This is a genomic window from Pseudooceanicola antarcticus, assembly GCF_900215355.1.
Classification (GTDB): Bacteria; Pseudomonadota; Alphaproteobacteria; order Rhodobacterales; family Rhodobacteraceae; genus Pseudooceanicola; species Pseudooceanicola antarcticus.
In genome coordinates this window covers 651,296-675,668 of record NZ_OBEA01000002.1, presented here as the reverse complement: position 1 = coordinate 675,668, position 24,373 = coordinate 651,296, and the positions used below count along the sequence as shown (strand labels likewise).

Here is a 24,373-nt window from a genome sequence, read left to right as displayed (position 1 = left end):
GGGCCATGAGCCCGAAAAACCCCAAACGCCCCGCCACGCCCCCGCGCAGTGACACGCCCTCCGCCACCCCCTCCGGGGACCGGATTGCCAAGGTGCTGGCCCGCGCCGGTGTCGCCAGCCGCCGCGAGGCCGAGAGGATGATCTCCGAAGGGCGGGTCACCGTGAACGGCAAGACCATCGACAGCCCGGCGCTGAACGTCACCGCCGCCGACGTGATCACCGTCGATGACAAGCCCCTGGCCGCGCCCGAACGCACGCGGGTCTGGATGTACCACAAGCCCACGGGGCTGGTGACCACCGCCAAGGACGAACAGGGCCGCGAGACGATCTTCGACGCCCTGCCCGAGGATCTGCCGCGGGTGATCACCGTCGGGCGGCTCGACCTCAATTCCGAAGGCCTGCTGCTGCTGACCAACGACGGCGAGCTGAAACGCAAGCTGGAGCTGCCCGAGACCGGCTGGGTGCGCAAGTACCGCGTGCGGGTGAAGGGCAACCCCACCGACGCCAGCCTCGCGCCGCTGCGCGAAGGCGTGGTGCTGGACGGAGAGCACTTCCAGCCCATGGCCGTCAGCCTCGACCGCCAGCAGGGCGCCAATGCCTGGCTGACCGTCGGCCTGCGCGAAGGCAAGAACCGCGAGATCCGCCGTGCCATGGAAAGCGTCGGGCTGACCGTGAACCGCCTGATCCGCATCAGCTACGGCCCCTTCCTGTTGGGCAAGCTGGCCTCCGGCGCGGTCGAAGAGATCCGCCCCAAGGTCCTGCGCGACCAGCTGGGCATCGAGCCCCCCGAGGAAGAGGCCCCCGTCCGCTACGTCACCCGCAAGGGCCGCCCGGCCCGCAAGATCGTCGGCACCGCGGGGCCTGGCCGTCCCGGCCAGGACCGACCCGGCGCGGGCAAGCCCGGTCAGGACAGGTCTGCTCAGGGCAAACCGGGCAAGGGCAGCCGCCGCATCCTCGAGGCCGAGGACATGGGCGAGGCGCCCCGCGGCAAGGGCCCCCGAAGCAAGGAGTCCCGTGACAAGGACTCCCGTGGCAAGGCGGTCGGCAGAGGTGCCGGCGGCGACAAGACAGCGGGCGGGAAGACTCCGGGCAGCAAGGGCTTCACCGGCAAGACCTTCGGCAGCCGCACCTCCGGCGGCAAGACCGCCGAGGGCAAGGGCCGCGGCTTCGGCGCCGCCTCTAGCGATGCGCCTAGGGGCCGTGGCGACGGCGCAGGCCGGGCCGGAGCCAATCGCGGCGGTCCCGATCGCGGTGGCTCGGGTCACGGTGGCTCGGGGCACGGTGGCCCCAACCGTGGCGGCCCCAATCGAAACGGCCCCGGCAAGCCCGGCCCCAAGGGTGGCAAACCGCCCCGCAAGGGTCCCGGTCGCGGCTGAGCCCCGGCCGCGCCGCCCCGATGGGGTGCCCAGCGAAGCTTGATCGGCGTGCCGCCGCCCCCGACCCGACGTGCCCGCCCTCGGTCGGGCAAGTCTCCTCATGACGCCTCGTCAACCGCCACGGGCGGGCATATGCGCCCCGGATCGGTCAAAACCGGCAGAAGACCGCCCAAATCCCGCCCCTCGCGCCGGGTGGGGCGCTTTCCCGCCGGGCCCGCCTGTCGTAAGGGAAGACCTCAGCAATCGCAGTGGTGGGGACCAGCGATCATGACCAAGGTGACGCCGGGACGGGCGGATCAAGGCGGCAGAGGCCGCGCGCGGGGGCCGCAGGGGCGGCTGTCCCGTGCCCTGCTGCTGCCGCTGATGCCCCTGCTCCTCTCTGCCTGCAGCCTCGGGCTCGAGCCCTCCGGGCCGCCACGCGAAAGCCTGCGCCCGGTGCAGCGCAGCGCGGCGGCAGTGCCTGCCCCCAGCCGCGCCGCCAGCCAGGCCCTGGAAGCCTACTACGAGACCCAGCTCTCGGAGGCGCTGGCCCGTGACCTGATGCGCCGTGACGGCGGCGGGCCGGATGCCGGCTTCACCGCCGAGGACCTGGCCCGCAACTTCGCGCGCATCGCCTTCTTCGACGAGCGCAGCCGCGCCCGGCTGGCCGACGGCACCGAGGCCCCCGGCAAGCTTCTCAGGTGGGAGCGCCCGGTGCGGGTGAAGCCGGTCTTCGGCGACAGCGTCGGCGAGGCGCAGCGCGCCAGCGACCGCGCCACCCTGCGCCCGCTCCTGCGCCGTCTCGCGCGGACCACCGGCCATCCGGTGAGCTTCAGCGGCGAGAGCGCCAATTTCCACCTGCTGGTGATGGCCGAGACCGACCGCCCCGAGATGCTCTCCATCGTGTCGCGGCTGGTGCCCAATATCTCTGCGGTGACCCTGGCCACGCTGCGCAACCTGCCGCGCGACGTGCCCTGCCTAGTCATGGGCTTCGCCGACGAGCGCGGCGGCGTGCGCTATGGCTCTGCCATCGCCCTGGTGCGCGCGGAGCTGCCGCCGCGAATGCGCGAGGCCTGTTTCCACGAAGAGATCGCCCAGGGCCTGGGCCTGCGCAACGACAGCCCCGAGGCGCGCCCCTCGGTCTTCAACGACGACGAAGAGTTCGCGCTGCTGACCGAGCAGGACGAGATGATGCTCTCGATGCTCTACGACGCCCGCCTGCGCTCCGGCATGTCGCTCGAGGAAGCCCGCCCGCTGATCCCCGTGCTGGCGGCGGAACGCCGTCCGGGGCCCCTCGCCTCCGATACCGGCGCGGAGGAGCTGCGGGTCTCGGAAAGCCGCTAGGCGGCGCGGGCGATCAGGGCGCAGATACGCTCGGTCAGCGCGCCGCGACGGCCCTCGAATTCCAGCCCGGTCAGGGCAGCGAGCGCCGCCTCGGCCTCTCCGGCCGCGATCATCCGCTGCGTGGCATGGGCGAAGGCGTGGAAATCCTCGTGCAACTGGCAAAGCTCGGCGACCCAGGGATCTCCCGGATGGCGTCTGCGCAGCTCGGCCAGGCAGCGCCCCATGCGGCATTGGCTCTCGTCCTCGCGTGGCAGCAGCTTCAGCCCGCTGCGCTGGCCGCGGCGCAGGCGCAGCGCCATCTCCAGGTGCAGGCTCTGCCAGCGATCGAGCGCAGAGCGCGCCAGTTCAAGCTCGTCCAGAAGGCTCCAGTCCTGATCGGCATGTGGCATGGTCGTTCCTCCTCTTGCGGCCTCCAGACTGGGGCCCAGAGCTTACCGGCACCTTGACTGCCCCTCTCGCGCCGTCCCGCGCGATCCGCTATTCCGGGGAAAACGGAAAGGACACATCATGCGGGCATTGCTGCAAAGGGTCACCGGCGCCAGGGTCGAGGTCGAGGGACAGCAGATCGGTCAATGCGGCCACGGTCTGATGATCCTGGTCTGCGCCATGCAGGGAGACGGGGAAGAGAACGCCCGCAAGCTGGCTGCGCGGGTGGCCAAGCTGCGCATCTTCGAGGACGAGGCGGGCAAGATGAACCGCTCGATCCGCGACGTCGGGGGCTCGGCCCTCGTGGTCAGCCAGTTCACCCTGGCCGCCGATACCTCGCGCGGCAATCGTCCGGGCTTCTCCAGCGCCGCGCCGCCCGAAGAGGGTCGCCGCCTCTACGAGCTCTTCGCCGAGGCCCTGGCTGGCGAGGGCATCGCCGTGGAAACCGGCCGCTTCGCCGCCGACATGCAGGTCAGCCTGACCAATGACGGGCCGATCACCATCTGGATCGAGGCCTGAGCCTGTGGCGGCCCCGGACGCCTCCGGCGGGAGTATTTCCAGCCTGGTGATGCAGGTGGGTGGAGCCATCCGGGCGACCTACTTTCGCCATGGAGGGCGTGCCACGCTCCTGCTGCAAAAGGAGGCCGCCTTCCGGGGCGCAACCTGCTCCATCACCAGGCCTGAAATACTCCGGGGGGAAATCCGCGCAGCGGATGGGGGGCAGAGCCCCCTCTCCCGGCGTCATTTGAACGTCTCCCGATGAACGGGGCGCCGCCTAGACCGAGACCTCGGCCATCAGCTCATCCTTGGTCAGCTCGTCCTTGGTGCCCGAGGCCGTCACGGCGCCGCGGCGCATGACGTAGAACTTGTCGGCCAGCCCGTAGGCGAACTCGAAATACTGCTCGACCAGGACCACGGCCATGTCGCCCCGGTCGCGCAGGTATTCGATGACCCTGCCGATCTGCTGGATGATGTTGGGCTGGATGCCCTCCGTCGGCTCGTCGAGCAGCAGCAGCTTCGGCTTGGTGATCATCGCCCTTGCGATGGCCAGCTGTTGCTGCTGGCCGCCCGAGAGGTCACCGCCGCGACGATGCAGGAACTCCTTCAGGATCGGGAAGAGCTCGTAGATCTCGTCGGGGATGTAGTGCTCGGAGCGCGGCAGGCAGGCGAAGGCGGTCTCCATGTTCTCTTCCACAGTCAGCAGCGGGAAGATCATCCGCCCCTGCGGCACGTAGCCGATGCCCTTGCGGGCCAGCATATGCGCCGGCAGCTTGCCCAGGTCCTCGCCATCCAGCGCCACCGCGCCGCCCGAGCGCACATGGGTGCCCGAGATCGCCTTCAGCAGCGAGGTCTTGCCCACGCCATTGGTGCCCATGATGCAGGTCACCTGCCCCTGGGCCGCCTGCAGGTCGATCCCGTTCAGGATCTGGCTTTGCCCGTAGTGCAGGGTAAGGTCTTTCACATCCAGCATGATCAGCGCCCCAGGTAGACTTCGATGACCCGCGGGTCGCGGGTGACATGGTCAAGCGAGCCTTCGGCCAGGACCGAGCCCTCGTGCAGCACCGTCACCCGGCAGTTCAGGCGGCGCACGAATTCCATGTCATGCTCCACCACCACCACGGCGCGGGTCTTGGCCAGGTTGACCAGAAGGTCGGTGGTATGTTCGCGTTCGGCCAGGGTCATGCCGGCGGCCGGTTCATCGACCAGCATCAGGCGCGGCTCCTGCGCCAGCAGCATGCCGATCTCGAGCCATTGCTTCTGGCCATGGCTAAGCTCTCCTGAGGTGCGCTGCAGCTCTTCCTTCAGACCCACCTCCGCGGCCAGTTCCTCGACCCGGTCGCGGTCGGCGCCCGTGGGGCGGTAGAAGAGGCAGGCGAAGGCGCTGCGCGGGTTCTTCAGGGCCATCAGCAGGTTGTCGAAGACCGACTGGTCCTCGAAGACCGTGGGGCGCTGGAACTTGCGGCCAAGGCCTGCCTGGGCGATGCGCGCCTCGTTCATCTTCAGCAGGTTGCGGGACATCTCGCCCCAGATGACCCGGCCCTCGTCGGGCTTGGTCTTGCCGGTGACGATATCCATGAAGGTGGTCTTGCCCGCCCCGTTCGGCCCGATGATGGCGCGCAGCTCGCATTCGCCGATCTCGAAGCTGAGATTGCGGATGGCCTTGTAGCCGTCGAAGGTGACCGAGATGCCGGCGACTTCCAGAAGCGCGCTCATTTGCGGCCCTCCTCTTCGCGCAGCGATCCCTTGTCGGGCCCGTAGTCGGCGCCGTGCCGGTCAGGCACCACCCGTGCCGTGACCAGATCGAAGAGCCCGCCGATGCCTTTCGGCGCGAAGAGCGTGACCAGCACGAACGACAGGCCCAGCAGGACCAGCCACCAGTCCACCCAGTCGATGGCGTAGAAGCCGAGCGGCACCGAGGGCACCATGCCGCCGGTGAACCAGGTCGACACCAGCGACACCAGCGCCGCGCCGATGACCGCCCCATAGAGCCGTCCGCGGCCGCCGATGGCCACCCAGACCGCCAGGTAGATCGAGGCAATGGGCGCCACCTCGCCGGGATTGATGATCCCCGCCTGCGGGTAGTAGAGCGCCCCGGCGATGGCGGCGATGATCGCGGTGAAGGTGAAGATGAAGAGCTTGTAGCCTTCCACCGAGTAGCCGAGGAAGCGCACCCGCGCCTCGTCATCCCGGATCCCCCGGATGACCGAGCCGAACTTGCCCGAGACCACCATGGCGCAGACCACGTAGCCCAGCCCAAGCGCCAGGGCCGAGCCCCAGAGGAACCACAGCGACACCCAGTCCTGCGAGGCCGAGACGCCGGGCAGGTTCTGCAGGCCCGAGAGGCCGTTGTTGCCGCGCAGACCGCTCTCGTTCTGGAACAGGTAGAGCGACAGGGCCAGGGTCATGGCCTGGGTCAGGATCGACAGGTAGACGCCGGTGACGCGCGAGCGGAAGGCCAGCCAGCCGAAGACCAGCGCCAGGAGGCCCGGCACCAGCACCACCAGGGCCAGTTGCAGGGGCAGGCTGTGGGCGAAGGCCCAGATGGCCGGGAAATCCGAACTGCCGACGACCCCGAAGATCTGGGTGCCGATGGCGTCCACCACCTCCTGGTCGGTGGGCGGGATGGCCGCGTTGGACAGGCTCTCGGCGACGATCAGCTCGGTCCGGGCATACATCAGCCACATGCCGATCATGTAGCCTCCGAGCCCGAAGAAGGCGAAGTGGCCCAGCGAGAGGATGCCGCAGTAGCCCCAGACCAGGTCCATGGCGATGGCCACCAGGCAAAGGCAGAGCGTCTTGCCCAGGGTCTTGACGAAGGAGGTCGAGACCAGGCCGGTGCCCATGGCGTGGCTCATCAGCGTGATGACCAGCGTGAAGGCCGCCAGGCACAGCAGGAAGACCAGGATGGAGGGATTGCGGGCGATGAAGCTGCCTTTCATTTGGCACCTCGCTTTGTTGCCGGGCGCCGGGGGCCTTGCCCCCCGGCCTTGCGGGGGCTCGATGCCCCGGCAAGGGCGCGCCCCGAATGGGTCTCGTCGCGGGAAGGCCGGGAGATGCGCGTCATGTCCGGCGCTCCCCGTCGCGGAGGGTCTTGGTCTCCGGGCGGCCACCGTCGATGACGGGCAGCGGCGGGCGGTCGAGATTGGCGGGATGTCCGTGAAGGATCATGAGGTCAATCTCCTGCTGCGCGGCCCTTGAGGGCGATGATGCCCCGCGGCCGGAACTGGATGAAGATGATGATGAAGACGATCATGTAGGTCTGCGCCGCCAGCGTGTTGGACGGGTTGAACCATTCGATCCCCTTCTGCAGGAAGCCGATCATCGTGGCGCCCAGCAGGGTGCCCCAGATATTGCCGACCCCGCCCACGACCACGGTCATGAAGCTTTGCACGATATATTGCTGACCGATCTCGGAGGTCACCTGCGCATAGAGGCCGATGGCCACGCCCGCGATCCCCGCGATGCCGGAGCCCAGCCCGAAGGTCAGCATGTTGACCCGGTCGGGGTTGATGCCCATGGAAGCGGCCATCTTGGGGTTCTGGGTCACGGCGCGGGTCTCGAGGCCCAGCCGGGTCTTCTTCATCATGAAGAGGAAGAGACCGAGGAAGATCAGCGCCAGCACGAAGATGGCGATGCGGATGTAGCTGATGCCGACGATGTCGTTCACCACCCAGGAGCCATTCAGCCAATCCGGCGAGGTCAGCGGACGCGCCTGGGTGCCGAAGATGTTCTTGGCCAGCTGCTGCAGCGCGATCGAGACGCCGAAGGTCGCCAGCAGCGTCTCGAGCGGGCGGGAGTAGAGCCAACGGATCACCAGCCGCTCCATCGCCACCCCGGCGGCGAAGGTCACCGCGAAGGCCACCGGGATCGCCAGCAGGATCGACACCGTGTAGTCGGGGATCACCTGCTGCAGCACGTAGCCCGTGTAGGCGCCCATCATGATGAACTCGCCATGGGCCATGTTGATCACCCCCATCACCCCGAAGGTGATAGCCAGGCCGATGGCGGCGAGGAAGTAGATCGAGCCCAGCGACAGCGCGTCGAGGCCCAGGTCGAAGAACTGGTTCACGCCCACCTTGAGGTCGATCGAGGACAGCGCCTCTTCCGCCGCCTCGGTCACCTCGGCATCGGGTTCGGCATAGGTCTCGTAGAAGACATGGGCGGCAAGAGAGGCGTCGATGTCCGCCTCGGTCGACGCCGCCTCTACCAGGCCGGCCTCGACGAGGCCCGCGAAGGCCTCGCGCCGGGCGGCGGGGTCCGAGAGGCTCTCGAGCGGCACACCGGCCACGGCGCCATCCACGATATGTTCGGCCAGCATCCCACGCAGCGCGTCCGAGGTGACGAGCTTCGGTGCCAGCCCTTCGGCCACCAGCAACTCATAGGCCTCGACACGCGGCAGGGCATCGGTGCCCGGACGCAGCTCGCGGGCGATGTTGCGCCCCTCGGGCAGCGCGGTGCCGGCACCGAGGGTGGTGGCCACCAACGGGTTCAGCGTGGCGCGCACGGCCACGTCCAGATCGCCCGCCAGGCTCTCGATGGCGGCGATGCGCAGGGCCTTGTCCTTGGCGAAACGGATGGTCAGCAGGGTCAGCAGGCGCTCCTTGCGCGCCTTCAGCTCGGGGTCCGTCTCTGCGTCGATGGAGGCCGCGAGGGGCTCCATGTGGCTGGCCTCGCCGTTGCGGTCGAGGTTGTCCAGCGCCTCGGCACGGATGGCAGGGTCGGGATCGGAAAGCTGGTAGCGCACCAGCGCGGAGCCGATCAGCGCCCGGATGCCCGAGTTGGGCTTCACCTGCTCAAGCGCGTCCTTGTCATAGGGGCCGAAGCTTTCGCCGGTGTCGAAATCATGAAGGGTATAGCTGCGATCCTCGTTGCGCTCGGCGCGGAAGAACAGGCCATCCTCGATACGCTGCCACATGTCGCGCGCGGCCCAGGTCGCAAGAACCTCGCGGGCTTCGGGCAGACCCGAGGCGGCAATGGCGTCGATGGCGGGCTGGATGGTGCGGCGAGAGCTTTCCAGGATCAGCTCTGACTGCTCCTGGAGGATCGGCTGGATGGGCTCCTGCGCATGCGCCCGCGAGGCGGGGACAAACAGGCAGAGCACCATGGCGACAGCCGGAAGAAGGCGATTGAGCATTTCGATCCTGCGGCAGGTCTGCGGGGAAGGTCGCATGAAAACTGGGGCGGGCGGGATGATCTGAAGGGAGGAGGAGGCATCCCGCCCGTCGAGGCCCGGGCACCGAAGTGCCCGAGCAGGAGATCGTCAGATCAGTAGTTGGAGCCGCGCTGGACGCAGGTCTCGGTCTCGGTGTTGTACATACCGCAGTCGAGGCCCGGCCAATCGGACTTCAGGACAGCAGATTCCGGCAGGAAATCGGTCCAGGCGTCGCCGGGAACCGGGTCGGTTTCCGAGATGATGTCGAACTGGCCATCTTCCAGGATCTCGCCGATGAGGACGGGCTTGGAGAGGTGGTGGTTCGGGAGCATCTCGGCGGTGCCGCCGGTCAGGTTCGGGAAGGTCTGGCCGACCATGGCGCCGATCACGGTGTCGACGTCGGTGGTGCCGGCTTCCTCAACCGCGTTCACCCACATGTTGAAGCCGATGTAATGGGCTTCCATGGGGTCGTTGGTCACGCGCTCTTCGCCGGCGAATTCCTTCCACTTGGCGACGAACTCTTCGTTGGCTTCGGAATCTGCGGACTGGAAGTAGTTCCAGGCAGCCAGGTGGCCGACGAGGTTCGAGGTGTCGAGGCCGGAAAGCTCTTCTTCACCCACCGAGAAGGCCACGACGGGGATGTCGTCGGCAGAGATACCGGCAGCTGCCAGTTCCTTGTAGAAGCCGATGTTGGCGTCGCCGTTGATGGTCGAGATCACGCCGACCTTCTTGCCGTCGGCACCGAGGGCCACGACGTCAGAGACGATCTTGGACCAGTCGGAGTGACCGAAGGGGGTGTAGTTGACGAAGATGTCTTCCTCGGGGATGCCCTTGTCGAGCAGGTAGGACTCGAGGATGTTGTTCGTGGTCCGCGGGTAGACGTAGTCGGTGCCCAGCAGGGCGAACTTCTCGACGCCCAGCTCTTCCAGGAAGTAGTCGGTGGCCGGGATGGCCTGCTGGTTCGGCGCGGCGCCGGTGTAGAAGACGTTGTAGGAAGATTCCTCGCCCTCGTACTGGACCGGGTAGAACAGGAGGCCGTTCAGCTCTTCGATGACGGGCAGCACGGACTTGCGGGACACCGAGGTCCAGCAGCCGAACATAACGTCAACTTCGGAAACGGTCAGCAGCTCACGTGCCTTTTCGGCGAAGAGCGGCCAGTCGGAGGCGGGGTCGACGACCACGGCTTCCAGCTGCTTGCCCAGCAGACCGCCCTTGGCGTTCTGCTCTTCGATGAGCATCAGCATGGTGTCTTTCAGAGTGGTCTCGGAAATTGCCATCGTGCCGGACAGCGAATGCAGGACACCGACCTTGATGGTCTCTTGCGCCTGTGCTGCGCCGGTGATCATCAGCGCGCCGGCAGCGGCTCCGATCATCGTCTTCACAAATTGCGACATGGGTTAATCATCCCCTATTGGCGCTGTGAGAAACCTCAAGAAGAACCAGAGCGGTTGGAACCGCTGCGTCTCCCCCCTATATTTCCCCCAGCAGCTTTTCAGTTGCTTCTCGTGCGGTGGTGACCGAACCGCCAGATTGGATTGCCACCGCACATTCATGGTCTACGCCGTCTTACGCGGCGCAGCGTCATCAACGCGCAAAGACCGGCTCATTGCCAAGCTCCCCGTCGCTGCCCCGCAGAAATCTGCCCGCGAGACAGGCAGGTGCACATTTGCGAGGCATACAAGGTGGTTAACGCATAGGAATTAAGCGTGCCATGCGCTCATGGACGACGTTTTGGTGACACGACGAGTCGTGTTTCGTCATCGCGCGGGGTCCGGGGCGGGGCTGAAGCCCCCCTCGGATTCCGCCGGGGCGGGGCAAGACCCGCGCGCCCCTACGGCGGCGCATGTCGCCCTCTCGGGCGATCTGTCGGAGGTGAGTCGGGGTGGGAAAGCGGTCTCTCAGCTCTCGAAGCTGAAATCCGGCAAGCCGCTGAAGGCTTCCCGCAGCGCCACGCCCCAGCCCGAGGAGATCTCCTGGTAATAGGGATCGTCGGGCTCGATGCGGCCGGTGCGGCCGCGCCCCAGGCTGTCGGTCGTGTAGACGTGGTAATCCAGCGGCAGCGCAACCGAGAGGTTGGCCTTGATGGTGCTGTCGAAGCTGACGAGGATCAGCTTCATCGCCTCTTCGAAGGACATCTTGGGATCATAGGCCCGCACCAGGATCGGACGGCCGTACTTGGTCTCTCCGATCTGGAAATAGGGCGTATCGGCAGAGGCTTCGATGAAGTTGCCTTCCGGGTAGATCAGGTAGAGGCGGGGCTCTCCGTTGCCGATCTGGCCGCCGACCAGCATGGTGGCGGAGAAGGTCGAGGAGGCCTTCTGGCCATTGTCGTCATGCTGCGAGATGACCTCGCGCAGGGTCTGGCCGATCAGGCCCGCCACCTGGAACATCGTCGGCAGGTCGAGGATGTCGGGGCTGCGCTCATCGGCGCTTTTCGAGCGCTCCTGCAGCAGGCTGACCACCGCCTGGGTGGTGGCAAGGTTGCCCGCCGTCATCAGGGTGATCGAGCGTTCGCCTTCCACGTCGAAGTGGAACATCTTGCGGAAGGTCGAGATATTGTCGACGCCCGAGTTGGTGCGGGTGTCGGACATGAACAGGAGCCCCCGTTCAAGCTGCATCGCAACGCAGTAGGTCATCTATTTCGGGCTCCGGTTCACAGGTCCGCAGACGAGTCGGACGGCGACAGTCTATTGCTGAACCTGAAGGGAAACGCAAAGCTCTTCCGTGGCGTCGCCCTGGCGCAAACCGCGTACCGGGGCCGCTTCGCCGTAATCGCGGCCGATGGCGACCCGCACGTAGCGGTCATCGGGGCAGATCGCGTTGGACACGTCGAAGCCGACCCAGCCCAGCCCGTCGATATGGACCTCGGCCCAGCCATGGCCCGCCTCCTGCTGGGTCTGCCCCTCGAGCAGCAGGTAGCCCGAGACATAGCGCGCCGGCAGGCCGAGGTGACGCGCGGCGGCAATGAGCACATGGGCCTGGTCCTGGCAGACACCCTTGCCCGCCAGCGCCGCCTCTTCGGCGGTGGTCGCGACATGGGTCTCTCCCTTGGTGTAGGTCACCGCCTCGGCGACCAGCGACGAAAGCTCGTGCACCCCCGCCAGCGCGTTCCCGGCCAGCGCCTCTCGGGCCTGGGCGGCGATCTTGCGCACCGTGGGCCCGGCGGTCGTCGCCCTAGTGGGCGAGCGGTAGATCCACAGCGGCACCTTGCTGACCATGCCGATGACGCCGTTCAGGTTCTCGGTCTCGACCTCGCCCTGGGAGGTGATGGTGACGGTCTGCCCGCCCTCGTGCATCTGCACCAGCTCGACATCGTTGCGGAAGTGGTCCTGGTAGGCCACCTGCTGCGTCGCCCCCGACACCTGGCTCTGCCAGGAGAGCACCGTTTGCCCCGGCCCGTTGCGCGGTGTCAGCCTGAGCTGCAGCAGCGCGTAATCGACCGGGCGGTCGTAAGAATAGGTGGTGGTGTGGGAAATCTTCAGACGCATTGGTGAACCGCTCTACCCGTAAAAACGAAAATCTTCCTGGACCTGGCTGGCCAGCCGGCCGGTGTCGGAAATGGCGCTTTTCAGGAATTCGTGCAGACCCTCGTCGAAGACATCGTCGATGGTCCGCCCCGAAAGGCGTGCGTGGGTCTGGTTGGCCATCCTCAGGCAGGGCATCTCGGGTTCGTCCGGCCCGTTGAGGTAATTCAGGTTGCCGACCAGCTTGGAGTAGCAGAAGGCCAGGCTGCGCGGCATGCGGCGATCGAGGATCAGGAAATCGGCGATGGTCTTCGGCCCGATATCGCCCTCGTGCAGCCAGCGGAAGCTGCGGAAGGCCGAGACCGAGCGCAGGATGGTTTCCCACTGGATGTTGTCCATCGAGCCGCCCACATGGGCCGCCGAGGGCAGCAGCACGTAATATTTCACGTCGAGAATGCGCGAGGTGTTGTCGGCGCGCTCGACGAAGGTGCCCAGCCGGCAGAAGTCGAAGATGTCGTTGCGCAGCATGGTGCCATGCAGCGCCCCGCGCACCAGGCTGGAATGCTGGCGCACCGAGGTCAGCACCTCGGCCAGGTTCTTCACCGAAACCGGGCGGCGCAGCTGTTCCTTCAGCGTCATCCAGGCCTCGTTCACCGCTTCCCAGACCTCGGTCGAGAGCGCGGTGCGCACCATGCGCCCGTTCGAGCGCGCCGCCTCGATGCAGCTGAGCACCGAAGAGGGATTGTCACGGTCTCGCAGCAGGAAGTTCGTCACGTTGGCCTGGTCGAATTCGTCGTATTTCTCGACGAAGGCCTCGCGCGCACCGGCGGTGGTGACGATGCTTTCCCATTCGCTTTCGCTGTTGTCCTGTGCGGTCAGGGCGATGCGGAACCCGGTCTCGAGGAGACGCGCGGTGTTTTCGCTGCGTTCAAGATAGCGGAACATCCAGAAGAGTCCGCCTGCGGTGCGTCCAAGCATAAGTCGTCAGTCCCCCAGAACCCAGGTATCCTTGGTGCCGCCGCCCTGCGACGAGTTCACCACCAGCGAGCCTTCCTTCAGCGCCACGCGCGTCAGGCCCCCCGCCGTCATATGCACCCTGTTGGGCGAGACCAGCACGAAGGGCCGCAGGTCCACATGGCGCGGCGCCAGCCCCTTCTTGGTCATGATCGGCACCGTCGACAGCGCAAGCGTCGGCTGCGCCACGTAGTTGTCGGGCTTGGCGCGCAGCTTGGCCTCGAACTCCGACAGCTCCTTCTTCGAGGCCGCCGGCCCCACCAGCATGCCGTAGCCGCCCGAGCCGTGGACCTCCTTGACGACGAGGTCCTTGAGGTTGTCGAGCACGTATTTCAGGCTGTCCTCTTCCGAGCAGCGCCAGGTCGGCACGTTCTTCAGGATCGCCTTCTCGCCGGTGTAGAACTCGACGATATCGGGCATGTAGCTGTAAAGCGCCTTGTCGTCGGCGATGCCGGTGCCCGGCGCGTTGGCGATGGTGATATTGCCGGCGCGGTAGACATCCATGATCCCCGGAACGCCCAGCATGCTTTCGGGGTTGAAGCTGAGCGGATCGAGGTAATCGTCATCGACCCGGCGATAGACCACGTCGATGGGCTTGTAGCCCTTCGTGGTGCGCATCTGCACCTTGCCGTCGACGACCTTCAGATCGCTGCTTTCCACCAGCTCGGCGCCCATCTGGTCGGCCAGGAAGCTGTGCTCGAAATAGGCCGAGTTGTGGATGCCCGGCGTCAGGATCGCCACCCGCGGCTTGGTGCCGTCGAAGTTGGGCGGCGCGCAATCCGACAGCGAGCGGCGCAGCTCGGCCGGGTAGGACGAGACCGGGCGCACCTTCATCTTGGTGAAGAGCTCGGGGAACATCTGCAGCATCGTCTCGCGGTTTTCCAGCATGTAGCTGACACCGGAGGGCGTGCGGGCGTTGTCCTCGAGCACGTAGAATTCGTTCTCGCCGGTGCGCACCAGGTCGGTGCCGACGATATGGGTATAGACCCCGCCCGGAGGCACCATCCCCACCATCTGCGGCAGGAAGGCATCGTTCTTGGCGATGAGCTCGGTCGGCAGACGGCCCGACCGCAGGATCTCCTGGCCGCCGTAGATATCGGCAAGGAAGGCATTGAGCGCCCGGACCCGCTGCTCGATGCCCTTTTCCAGCACCCGCCATTCCGCACCCGAGATGATGCGGGGCACGATGTCGAAGGGGATCAGGCGTTCCTGCGCGTCCTTCTGGCCATAGACGTTGAAGGTGATGCCGATGCGCCGGAAGAAGGTTTCGGCCTCGGCGGATTTTCGCAGCAGATCCTTGGGATCTTCGCCGGAAAACCAATTGGCGTAATCGGCATAGGGCGCCCTTGGCGCACCTTCGCCGGCTTCCATCTCGTTGAAGAACCGAGTGTCGGTCATGGTCTCCCTCGGGCTCTGACGGCCCCTCTCGTTCATTCCTGGCCCGGCAGGCCCGTCGCCCGCCGGCACCGCTTTCCCTGTCTGTCGCCCGCACCGCCCGCTGGGCGTTCCGAAGCACTTCCGCAGCGAGCCGCAGGTCCGGCGTGCCGGGCGGCGCTGCAAACTGGCGCCCTCGGTCACCGATCCTCGCAGAGCCCCGGCGGGGATGCGAGAGGCGCTGCGCCACCGCCTGCGCCGCGAAAGGTCGGAATCCGGGCTACTGCACAAAACTCAGGCGCTGGCTCTCCGGGGCGGGCCCCGGTCCCCCGTTGCCCCTCCCGCGTCCACGCCACCCTCCCCGCGGCGCATGGTTTCCCAAAGGAGGCGCGTTTTGGCGTCAAAGGTCAAGGCTTGCGGACCGGCGGCGGCAGATCCTGCGCCCGCGCGCGTGGTCGCGGGCCGTTCCCACCCGCCTGACGCCTGCGCCGCGGGGTCTGCTTTTGCCACCGACAGGCGGCAGCCGCTCCGCTGCACTTCGAGGCAGGTGACATCCCCACGTTCCATGACGGGTTTTGACACCCGCACCGGGTCGAAAAGCTTTGCCCGAGGGCCGGGGCTCTGCCTATCCTGAGCCCGCCCCCCGGGGACCGGGGGCGGGACAGAACAGCCGGAAGGACATTCGCGCCATGGACAAAGCAACCCGTTACCTGCCCCAGGCCGGGCTGGTGATCGCTGTCGGCATCGTGCTGCTGGCGATCAATCCGACCGGCGACATCGGCGCCATCGGGGCGATCTACGCGGGCCTGGTCGCCTATGCCGCGATCTCGCTGAACATCCTGCTGGGCGCGCGGCTGCGCGTGATCGAAAGGCTCTTCGGCGGCATGGACAAGATGTTCCTGCAGCACCGCGCCTTCGGCTATCTGGCCATGGCGGCGGCCGTGGCGCACTGGCTGTCGCCGCCCGAGTTCTCGGGCAAGCTCTATCCCTGTGACGACAGCTGCAAGGCGGCCATCGAGGCGGGCGAGATCGCCTTCAACTTCCTGATCGTGCTGGGCGTGGTCAGCTACCTGCGCCGCAAGAGCTTTCGCGGCTGGTCCCTGCCCTATCACTGGTGGAAGCTGACCCATTACATCATGCTCGTGCCCTGGGCCGCGGCGAGCTACCATCTGGCCTTCAACCTGAAGATGCCCACCGACTACCAGATGCTGGCCGAGATCTTCGCCGCCCTGGGGCTGGTCTGCGGTGTGCTGTGGCTTCTCGCCTTCCTCTGGCGCAGCTTCGGGGCAAAGCGCTACGAGGTGGTCTCGGTCGAGCGCCAGGGCGATATCACCGGCATCACCGCACGCCCCCTGGGCGACCGCCGCCTGCGCCATCGCGCCGGGCAGTTCGCCTTCATCCGCGCCCACCGCGACGGGCTGCGCGAAAAGCACCCCTTCTCGATCTCGGGCGGAGAGCGCGACGATGGCGAGATCCGCTTCAACATCAAGGCGCTCGGCGATTTCACCAGGCGGCTGTCCGAGCTGCAGGTCGGAGACCGGCTGTCGGTCGAGGGCCCCTATGGCGGGTTCCGCTACCCGCGCTCGGGCCGTCAGCTGTGGATCGCGGCCGGGATCGGCGTCACGCCCTTCCTGTCCTTCGTGCGCTCCCTGCCCGATGACCTGGGCTGCGAGGTCGAGATGATCTACCTGGTGCGCACCCCCGAGGAGGCCGTGGCGCTGGAGGAATTCGAGGCGGCGGCGGCGCGGGTGAAGAATTTCTCCTTCACCCTGCATCCGTCCAAGGAAAAGGGCCGCTGGAAAGGCCCCGAGGCCGGGCCGCGCGACGTGAAGGCGGTGCTCTTCTGCGGCCCGCCGGTGGTGCGCGACATGCTGAAGAAGCAATTCGGCCGCAAGCTGCACTTCGAGTACTTCGAGTTCTGATACGCCCCGGCGGCCCCTCGATCAGACGGGGCCGCGCCCGGCCCCCTCGGGGGCCGTTCCGGGGCTACGTCACCCGGACGTCCGCCAAGGGCCGGCACCTACCAGAGAGAGGCGATGCGCAGGTAGGACATCAGCACGTCGACCATGGCCTTCTGCGCTTGAAGCGCGCCATGCTGGGCCTCGATATTGTAGTATTCCCCCAGCCCCGACATCGTGGTGAAGAAGGAGAAGGAGCAATCGTTGCGCTCGGGCCGGACGTGTTCGTAGATCACGTTCACCCCGGCGCCATGGAAGGCCTGCACGGCCTTGCGGGCAGAGCGGTTCTGATCGAGAGGCTGGGCCCCCGCGAGCAGGATGGCGTTGTCCTCGTCCGAGAGGCCGGGCACCGGGTTGGGCGTCATCAGCCCCGTCATCGAGGCCGAGCTGCGCCGGGCCGAGATCGTCCCCGCCCCGCCTGCGCCCGAATAGCCGTCGTCGTTGTTGTGCAGGGTCAGCACCGGGTAGCGCTGCGAGAAGAAACCGCTGATCGCATTGGTGAACCCCGGCGTCGGCTTCTGCGAGATGTCCCGACAGGTGGCCGCCGTCGCGGCGGTGAGCGCGAAGTTGCGGTTGGGGTCCTGCCCCATGAAGCTGCGGTTCTCGCCCGCCTCCACCGCCACCAGCGCGCCGCCGTACTTGCTGACCGCGTAGAGCGCCGCGTCGAAGGCCGCGTTCTCGTTGTCGTGCAGCACCGCCCAGACCGGGCCGCGCCGGGTCGAGAGGTTGCGCACCACGGTCAGCTGCCAGTCACGCCCATGCTCCGAGAAGCCCTGCCGGGTGATGCAGAGATCTCCGTCGGCGGCGAAACTCGCGGCGTTGCGCCGGATATCGGGATCGGGAAAGCCCTCTGCCGCCGCGCAGGGCTGGTCGGGCGTGTCGTACCAGGCCACCGGGGAAGCTGCCGGGGCCAGCCCCTCGGGGCGCGCGCGGGGCCTGAGCGAGCCATCGGGCGCCGAGGCCAGGGCCTCTTCTCCGCCCGGCAGGAAGCTGATCAGCGCGCGCTCCGGCTCAGGCGTGAGCGCGGCGGCCGAGGCCAGCGCCATGTCGATTTCCGAGGCGCGTTCGCTGTCGGTGCTCGAGAGCATGCCGATCACCGCGCGGGCAATCATCCGCGTCTCGGGGTCCTGGGGACGGGCGGGGATCTCGTCTGCGCGGGCCAGGGCCTCGGGACGGGCGAGACCCTCGGGCCGGTCCTGCGGGCGCAGGCTTTGTGGCGGAGCCAGCAGCGAGAAACCCGGCTGCGCCTCGACCTGGGCCTCGGGCAGCGGGGCCACCGTCACCTCTGGCGCGGCCTGGGCATGGGCGGCATCGGCAAGCAGGGCTGGCAGGCCAAGCGCCAGCACCGCGACGGGGGCCAGCCGCGACACTGCCCGCCGCGCCCGGACCTCTTTGTAAAGCCTCGTCATGGGCCCTCGCTTTCTGCTCTGCGGGCCACTGCGGGCCGCTTGATCCTCTGCCCTGCCCCGCCCCCCGAAGGGCCAGGACCATGGGCCTTTCCGCCCAGACTACAGGGCCGGTCAGTAGCCGGTAAGCTGGAAATACCCGTTACCGCAGTAGCCGGAGAACATCCGCGCATTGCTGACATGGCCGCGTATCCAGAATTCGGTCTTCGAGCTCGGGGACAGGCCGCTGCGATCCAGCGAGATATTGCCCTCGAGATCGACCTGGCCGGTGAAGTTGCGGTTGTCCGACCAGAAGCGGATCGTGCCGTTCTCGACCGTGGCGGTGAAGCTGTACTGGTTCAGACATTCGGCATTGGGGCTGCGCCGCCCGCCGTCGGTATAGCCGCGCAGGCCCGAATAGGTGCCGTTGCGCGTCTGCCAGGGGTCCGCCGGGACCTCGGGCTGGCCACCGGGCAGGAAGCGGTCGAGGCCGCCGCCGCCGCTGCTGCTCTGGTAGCTGGCCAGCTCGGCCTGAAGCGCCTCGCGGTGTTCCTCGACCTGGGGCCGGTCGGGATTGTCGCTGCGGGCGCGGGCGAGATAGTCATCGGTGCAGTCGATGCCGCGCTCCAGCTTGGCCTCGGGGCTGAGCGCACGATCGGATTGCTCAAGGCAGTCAAGCAGCGCATCCCAGAGCTGCGAGTCATCGGCCCCGCCCGTGACCGATGAGCCCGAGAGTTTCTCTTCCGCCCGCGTATAGCCGCGTTCGACGGCACGGGTGTACCAGACGCGCGCCAGCTCGAGGTTGGCACCGCCATGCACGCCCGTTTCCCAAGCCTCGCCGATCTGGTAGGCCAGCGCGCCCTCGGGGAAGCGGAAGAACAGCAGGTCATAGACATCGGAAGGCGAGAGCTTGCCCGGCAGCCCCTCGGGGAACTGCCGCAGGTGCGCCATGATCTCGCGGGTCTGGTTGGCGCGCTGGATCAGCAGCGTATAGGCATCCATCGCCGCCGCCGGGTTGCCCAGCTCGTTCTGCAGCTCGACGACGCGGAAAAGTGCCCGCCGCTGGTCGGTGGCCGAGACGGAGGAGGACGAGGCCGCCCGTTCGTACCAGAAGAGCGCCTCTGCCAGGTCGCGCTGCGGCAACGGGATATCCTCGGACGAGAGCGTATCGCCCAGCTTCAGCGCCGCCGCGGGCACCGTGCCGGCGGCGAACTTGAGCGCGTCCAGCGCCCGTTCGCTCTGGCCCTGCGCCAGCATGATCACCGCGTGGTGGAAGCTGATCTGGCGGTTGTCGACCGTGGGATCGGTGGCGGCGATGGCGCAGCTCTGCGAGGCCTGCTCGAGCGCGGCGCCGTCCGAGGCGAAATTGGCGAAGCCCAACCGGGCGGCGGTGGTCTCGCAGTTGACGACATGGCCGCGCAGCTCGGCCTGGCTGAGCTGGCGGCAGGCCTCGGCCTCTTTCTGGCGGGCCATGTCGGCATGGATGCTGGCCGGGTGGAACTGCAGGTAGGCGCGGTAGGAGGCGCAGGTGTTCTGCGCCTTGGTCTCTTCCCAGGACAGATCGGCGATGCGGGCGTTGATCTCTTCGCGCAGGTCGTCGCACTGGATGTAGCGGTCGCGTTCCTCGCGCGCCTGGGCGATGGTCGGGATGAGCCCCACGCGGCCCCGGATCGGCGCCTCGGTGCAGACCTGCGACAGCTCGCCCGGCGCGATCGGCTCGGGCACCCCATCGGGGCCGGTGCAGCCCTGCACCCCGTTCACATCGGCCAGCGCCAGGCAGAACTCGTTGCGTTCCGAGCGCGAGTAATCAAGGCCGTTCTCCATCACCGGGTTCTGGCTGTGCGAGCCGCCGGGCTTGTTGCGCGCCATGCGGGCGACCGAGGATTGCAGCTCTCGGTGCAGGTCCGACAGGCGGATCGAGGGGTTGCGCGAGAGCTGGGTGATCAGCACGCGGGTATAGACCGAGAGCTTGACCTCGTCGTCGTTGGAGAGCGCCGCGAGGGAGGTCTCGCCGTTGCGGGCGGAATAGAAGATCGCCGTGCCCTCGACCTTGGCCGGCACGAAGCCCTGCTCCTGGCCCACGGCCTTGGTCGGATCGGAGCCCGCCAGCGGCGAGTTGCGGCAGGCGTCGTAGAAGACCACCACGCCCTTCGGGCCCGCAGCCTTGATCACCCCCAGCACGTCGCGGTTGAAGTTGACCGCCCGGCGCTTGAAGAAGGCCTCGCGGGTCGACTTGTTGGCCCCCTGCGAGCGCGCGGTCATGTCCACCGGCACGATGTAGTTCGACGGGTCGCCGTCGAAGGTGATGCCATGGCCCGAGTAGTAGATCACCACCGAGCTCTCGGCGTCGAGCTTCTCGGTGAAGAAGAAGATCTGGTCCTCGATCTCGCGCTTGGTGCCATCGCCGACAACCATGATGTTGTCCTCGGGATAGCCCATGTCCTGGAACAGCCTGGCCATGGCGCGGGCGTCGAGCTCGGTCACCGCGAGGTCGCTGATCGCGTCGTCCTCGTAATTCGCATTGTAGATGATCAGGGCGTAATTGTCGGTGCTGCTCTGGCGATTGACCGGGCCCGTGACCCGCACCTCCGAGAAGTTCTTGAAGGCCACGTCCTGCGCCGGTGCCGGGCCCGGCAGCATCAGGGCGAGAAGCAGCAGCAGCGCGGCGGTGGCGGAAGCGAGGGCCCTGGCAGAGGCCTCCTGGCACAGGTGCCGGATCGTCTTCGTCATCTTCGTCATTCTCCCCAAGGGTCTTGGCCCGCAGCTCCGGATGCGGGGTCGGGTCTTCCGTCTCGTCGGTCCTGCCGCCATCCCCCGGCGGCAGGGCAAACCTATACCAGCGCAACCTTTCCCCGAAGTCACCTTCTGGTCAAATCCCGCCGCAGCCCCCGGCTGCGGCGGTGATGCCCAGGGAACCGGGGGCCTTCGCCGCTATTGCAGGCACAGCCCGTCGGCATCCAGCGCGGCGCGGTTCTCGTCGATGGTGAAGCGCAGCACCGAGGTGATCGGCACCTTGGATTGCGCCACCGGGTCGGGATGACCACCGGCTGCCGCCGGCGCCAGGGTCTGCGAGGTCACCGTGCTGACCACTTCCGAGAAGTTCTTGGTCTGCGAGGACTTCTGGTAGTCCTCCAGCGTCTTCATCAGGTCGGTGCCAAGCTGGTCGTAGCTGGTCAGGCCGGGGTAGCAGTTGACCGCGATATCGACCCCGGTCGAGGGGGTATGCGATTGCAGTTCGCGGCCCGGCTGCGGGATCTGGCGGATCTCTCCGGCCTGCAGGATCGGGTTGCCGATGGCCGCTTCCGAGAGCCGGAAGAAGGTGCCGACCGAGCTGTCGGGATAGATCACGTCCAGCAGGCAGGTCTGGTCGCTCTGCACGGTGAAGCGCACGCCTTCGCAGACCTTCAGGTGCAGGTTCTCGACATTCACCGTCAGGCCCGGACGGCCGCTTTGCAGCGCACCGGGGGAGGCCTGGACGGTCTGGCGGTCCTGCGCCACGGGCTTGGGGGCCGGGGCGGGCAGGCTGGCGCTGGCCTGCACCAGGGACCCCGCGCCCGCCGCAGGTGTCAGACGCGGCACGAAGTTGGTCCCGCCGGGCACATTGAGCTGCAGGTGGTCCCTGAGATCGCCCTGGAAGATACTGGGATGTTCGCGCGGCGTGGTGCGGTAGAGCCCGGCGGCGACCTGCTGCCAGGCCAGTTCGACATCCAGGCGCTCGATCTCGCCGCGGGTCTCGATCTCGGCCAGCCAGCCCGAGACGCGGGCAAAGGCCTCGCCACCGCGCGGCAGGTTCATGATACGGGCCTGGAAGTCGTCCCAGGTCAGGCCGAATTCGGCCGCCAGCAGGTCCTTGTCGAGGTTCTCGGCATAGACCGAGGAGGTATGGGTGACCGGCTCGGGGTGGAAGCGGCCCGGCCCCTCCATGATGGTCATGTCGGCCCCCGCGCGCGCCAGGGCCGAGAGGTAGACCTCGGTATCCTCGGCATAGGCGGCTTCCAGCACGTCGTCGTCGGGGTGCAGCCGCTCGATCATGCTCAGCGTCCGGATATCGGCGCCGGTGGCCTCGACCGCCGCGCGGACGTTGTCATAGGCTTCGATGGGGCCGCGGGTGTGGCAGACCATGCAGGCCTTCCCGTTCGAGATCGTGGTGCCGTAGATCGGGCTGGGGTCCTTGAGGAAAACCACCGCCGTCGGTCCGTTGTCCAGGTAATCCCCGGTCGGATTGGTCAGGTAGTAGCCCTGCATCCCGTTGGGCAGGGTGAACAGCATCTCGCCGCCATCCTCTTCGAAATGCGGCATGTCGGGGAAGGCCGCCGCCGGTCCCAGCGGCGTCTCCTTGAGCCGCTTGCGCGGCTCGACGCCCCGGTCAAAGTCATAGGAGGTCCAGTAGTAGCCGCCCGTCGGCTGCTCCAGCCGCTCGATCAGGCGGTTGTTCTGGCTGACCGCCGAGGCCCCTTCCAGGAAGCCCGCGCGCATCACCTCGAAGTTCCGGATGTCGTTCACCCGGTCGACGCGCAGCCGTGTCTCTTCCAGCTGATGGACGTTGTCGGGCAGGCCCAGCATGAACTTGTAGCTATAGGGCAGGCCGGCGTTCGAGATGAACCAGTCGCCGCGCATCACGGGCACCCCGGTGCCGGTGATCGAGGCGACCTGGCGCAGGTTGGCATTGGCCTCGAAGCCCTGCGGGTTCAGCCCGTAGGGATAGGGGCGCGCCGTGTCGAGGCCGGGGATCTGCCCCGAGACCAGCACCTGCCACATGAAGGGCGTCCAGCCGTAGTCGCGCAGGTCGATGGCGAAGACCGTGGCGCCCTCGTGGATCGGCTCGACCTGCTTGATGCGGGGCTCCCAGCTGAGCGAGTTCACCATCTTGTTCAGCGCCGCCACGTAGCCCGCAAGGTGCTGGCTGCGGAAATCCTCCAGCGACTGGCAGGGCAGCTGGCCGTTCTCAAGATGCGAGAAGCTGAAGTAGCGGATGAAGGAGCGGTCGATCTCGTCCAGCCCGATCAGGTGCTGCTGCACCTCGGCGATCTGCGCGTCAAAGCCCATGAAGCCGCGGCTGCCGTCGCGCGGCGGCTCCTTCACCTCTGCGGTGAGCAGCTCCTTGTTGACCGCGAGGCTCTCGATCCAGTCGGCGATGAGCTTCTTGTCGGCCTCGGAGGCCGCCTGGCTGGTCGGCATGCGGTTCAGCGACTTGTAGAGCGCCGAGGCACCGGGATCGCCGGGCACCACCAGCGCGCTGTCACCGGCGGTCTTGGCCGCCGAGACCAGCGTCGCCTGCGCCGCGGCAGAGCCACCGCGGGCGTGGCAGGATTTGCACTCCTTGTTGAAATAGGCGTCGACCTTGGCCGTCAGATCCGGCGAGGCGGTCTGCACCAGCGGTGTCGGCGCGGCGCATTCCATCTCGATCACCGGCTTGGGCAGTTCCTCGACATCCGCCAGGTACTGGTAGATCGCCTGCCGGTCCTCTTCCGGGGCCTGGGCCACCGACGCGGCCACGCGGGCCATCGAGCCGCCCATGGCGGTCGCCAGGTCCAGCCCCTTGCCCGCGCCCAGCACATGGTCGGTGAAGTCATCGACCTCCAGCCCGCCGACGGCCGCCTTGGTGATATCGCCCGCGACCTCGCCCAGGATCGAGATCCCGCCGGTCAGCGCCTTGTCGGTCTCAAGGATGAAGGCCGAGTTGCGCGGCGTATGGCAGGCGCCGCAGGCCGCCACCGAGTTCACCAGGTAGTCGCCCCAGGCCAGCGGATCACGCTCGTTGTCGCCGGCCCCCTCGTAGGAGGCGGGCTCGAAGGAATAGCGCCAGGGATTCTTGCGCTTCAGCATGTAGCGCAGGGTCAGCTCGTGTTCTTCCGAGGCGCGGTCTGACGTCGGCGCCTCTGCCTTGATGTACTCAAACAGGTCCAGCACGTGCTCGGGTTTCATCCCTGAGTAGAACTCATAGGGAAAGAGCGGGGTGTAATCGCCGCCCTCGGGCGACTGCCCGTAAAGCATGGCATTGAGGAAGTCGGCCCGGCTCCAATCGCCTATTCCGGCACCGCTGCCGGTGATGTTGGGCACCGAGATCACCCCGTAATTGGGCGAATCAATCTTCATGCCCCCGGCCAGCACCGGCTCTTCCCCGGCGCTTGCGGCTGGGTCCTGGTGGCAGGCGGCACAGGCCCCCAGGTGATAGAGCCTTTCGCCGCGCGAAAGATCAGGCTGGTAGGTCTCGAACGCCCCTTGCTCATAGGGCTCTGCCAGCCCTGGCACAGCCGTGGCGGCAAGGCTGACGAGGGCGGCGGAAAGGGCCGCAAGGGGCCGGGACTTGGAAATCGAGCTTGGCATAATCACACCGGGCAATTGAAACGAGTCGCAGTCAGGGTAGGCGAAAACTGGCCCACTACGGCAGATTTTTTGA

The 24,373-nt window shown here is 67.3% G+C and carries 17 protein-coding genes; 4 read left to right on the top strand and 13 right to left on the bottom strand.

Annotation, left to right across the window (positions count from 1 at the left end; genetic code table 11):
- Positions 1 to 5: 5 nt before the first annotated feature.
- Complete coding sequence (locus CRO50_RS07675) at positions 6 to 1,376, top strand: pseudouridine synthase (RefSeq protein WP_099459228.1); 1,371 nt, start codon at positions 6 to 8, stop codon at positions 1,374 to 1,376.
- 267 nt (positions 1,377 to 1,643) lie between these two features.
- Positions 1,644 to 2,699, top strand: coding sequence for a DUF2927 domain-containing protein (locus tag CRO50_RS07670; RefSeq protein ID WP_097145281.1), 1,056 nt, complete (start codon positions 1,644 to 1,646; stop codon positions 2,697 to 2,699).
- Here CRO50_RS07670 and CRO50_RS07665 read toward each other — a convergent pair.
- Complete coding sequence (locus CRO50_RS07665; RefSeq protein ID WP_097145280.1) at positions 2,696 to 3,088, bottom strand: hypothetical protein; 393 nt, start codon at positions 3,086 to 3,088, stop codon at positions 2,696 to 2,698. The two genes, CRO50_RS07670 and CRO50_RS07665, sit on opposite strands and share 4 nt — an antisense overlap.
- 118 nt (positions 3,089 to 3,206) lie before the next feature.
- Between CRO50_RS07665 and dtd the strand changes: the two genes are divergently transcribed.
- Positions 3,207 to 3,644 carry a D-aminoacyl-tRNA deacylase gene (gene dtd, locus CRO50_RS07660; protein WP_097145279.1) on the top strand — a complete coding sequence of 146 codons (438 nt, stop codon included), beginning with the start codon at positions 3,207 to 3,209 and terminating at the stop codon, positions 3,642 to 3,644.
- A gap of 256 nt (positions 3,645 to 3,900) precedes the next feature.
- Here the strand turns inward: dtd and urtE are convergent, their stop codons facing one another.
- The 9 genes from urtE to CRO50_RS07615 form a co-directional block, all read right to left on the bottom strand.
- A complete protein-coding gene (gene urtE, locus CRO50_RS07655; RefSeq protein WP_097145278.1) occupies positions 3,901 to 4,596 on the bottom strand; it encodes an urea ABC transporter ATP-binding subunit UrtE in 696 nt (231 codons plus the stop codon).
- A gap of 2 nt (positions 4,597 to 4,598) precedes the next feature.
- A complete protein-coding gene (gene urtD / locus CRO50_RS07650; protein WP_097145277.1) occupies positions 4,599 to 5,339 on the bottom strand; it encodes an urea ABC transporter ATP-binding protein UrtD in 741 nt (246 codons plus the stop codon).
- Entirely contained in the window at positions 5,336 to 6,565 is a 1,230-nt protein-coding gene (gene urtC / locus CRO50_RS07645) for an urea ABC transporter permease subunit UrtC (RefSeq protein WP_097145276.1), read from the bottom strand. The genes urtD and urtC overlap by 4 nt, the downstream gene beginning before the upstream one ends.
- A 233-nt stretch (positions 6,566 to 6,798) precedes the next feature.
- Entirely contained in the window at positions 6,799 to 8,760 is a 1,962-nt protein-coding gene (gene urtB / locus CRO50_RS07640) for an urea ABC transporter permease subunit UrtB (RefSeq protein ID WP_097145275.1), read from the bottom strand.
- A 131-nt stretch (positions 8,761 to 8,891) separates the two neighbouring features.
- Positions 8,892 to 10,172 carry an urea ABC transporter substrate-binding protein gene (urtA, locus tag CRO50_RS07635; protein ID WP_097145274.1) on the bottom strand — a complete coding sequence of 427 codons (1,281 nt, stop codon included), beginning with the start codon at positions 10,170 to 10,172 and terminating at the stop codon, positions 8,892 to 8,894.
- Positions 10,173 to 10,676: 504 nt separating this feature from the next.
- Positions 10,677 to 11,414: a proteasome-type protease gene (locus CRO50_RS07630; protein WP_097145273.1), complete on the bottom strand. Its 738-nt coding sequence runs from the start codon at positions 11,412 to 11,414 to the stop codon at positions 10,677 to 10,679.
- Between the two features lie 51 nt (positions 11,415 to 11,465).
- Entirely contained in the window at positions 11,466 to 12,266 is an 801-nt protein-coding gene (locus tag CRO50_RS07625) for a transglutaminase family protein (RefSeq protein ID WP_097145272.1), read from the bottom strand.
- A 12-nt stretch (positions 12,267 to 12,278) separates the two neighbouring features.
- Positions 12,279 to 13,220 (bottom strand): alpha-E domain-containing protein, encoded by a 942-nt coding sequence (locus tag CRO50_RS07620; protein ID WP_097145271.1) that lies wholly within the window; start codon positions 13,218 to 13,220, stop codon positions 12,279 to 12,281.
- A 6-nt stretch (positions 13,221 to 13,226) separates the two neighbouring features.
- Positions 13,227 to 14,654 carry a circularly permuted type 2 ATP-grasp protein gene (locus CRO50_RS07615; RefSeq protein ID WP_097145270.1) on the bottom strand — a complete coding sequence of 476 codons (1,428 nt, stop codon included), beginning with the start codon at positions 14,652 to 14,654 and terminating at the stop codon, positions 13,227 to 13,229.
- A gap of 665 nt (positions 14,655 to 15,319) precedes the next feature.
- Between CRO50_RS07615 and CRO50_RS07610 the strand changes: the two genes are divergently transcribed.
- Positions 15,320 to 16,552 (top strand): ferredoxin reductase family protein, encoded by a 1,233-nt coding sequence (locus tag CRO50_RS07610; protein WP_097145269.1) that lies wholly within the window; start codon positions 15,320 to 15,322, stop codon positions 16,550 to 16,552.
- A gap of 98 nt (positions 16,553 to 16,650) precedes the next feature.
- Here CRO50_RS07610 and CRO50_RS07605 read toward each other — a convergent pair whose 3' ends face one another.
- From CRO50_RS07605 to CRO50_RS07595, 3 genes are all read right to left on the bottom strand, one after another.
- Entirely contained in the window at positions 16,651 to 17,997 is a 1,347-nt protein-coding gene (locus tag CRO50_RS07605) for a hypothetical protein (protein ID WP_143516873.1), read from the bottom strand.
- A gap of 111 nt (positions 17,998 to 18,108) precedes the next feature.
- Complete coding sequence (locus CRO50_RS07600) at positions 18,109 to 20,703, bottom strand: caspase family protein (protein WP_179747219.1); 2,595 nt, start codon at positions 20,701 to 20,703, stop codon at positions 18,109 to 18,111.
- A gap of 201 nt (positions 20,704 to 20,904) precedes the next feature.
- Complete coding sequence (locus tag CRO50_RS07595) at positions 20,905 to 24,300, bottom strand: c-type cytochrome (RefSeq protein ID WP_097145266.1); 3,396 nt, start codon at positions 24,298 to 24,300, stop codon at positions 20,905 to 20,907.
- Positions 24,301 to 24,373 lie beyond the last annotated feature (73 nt).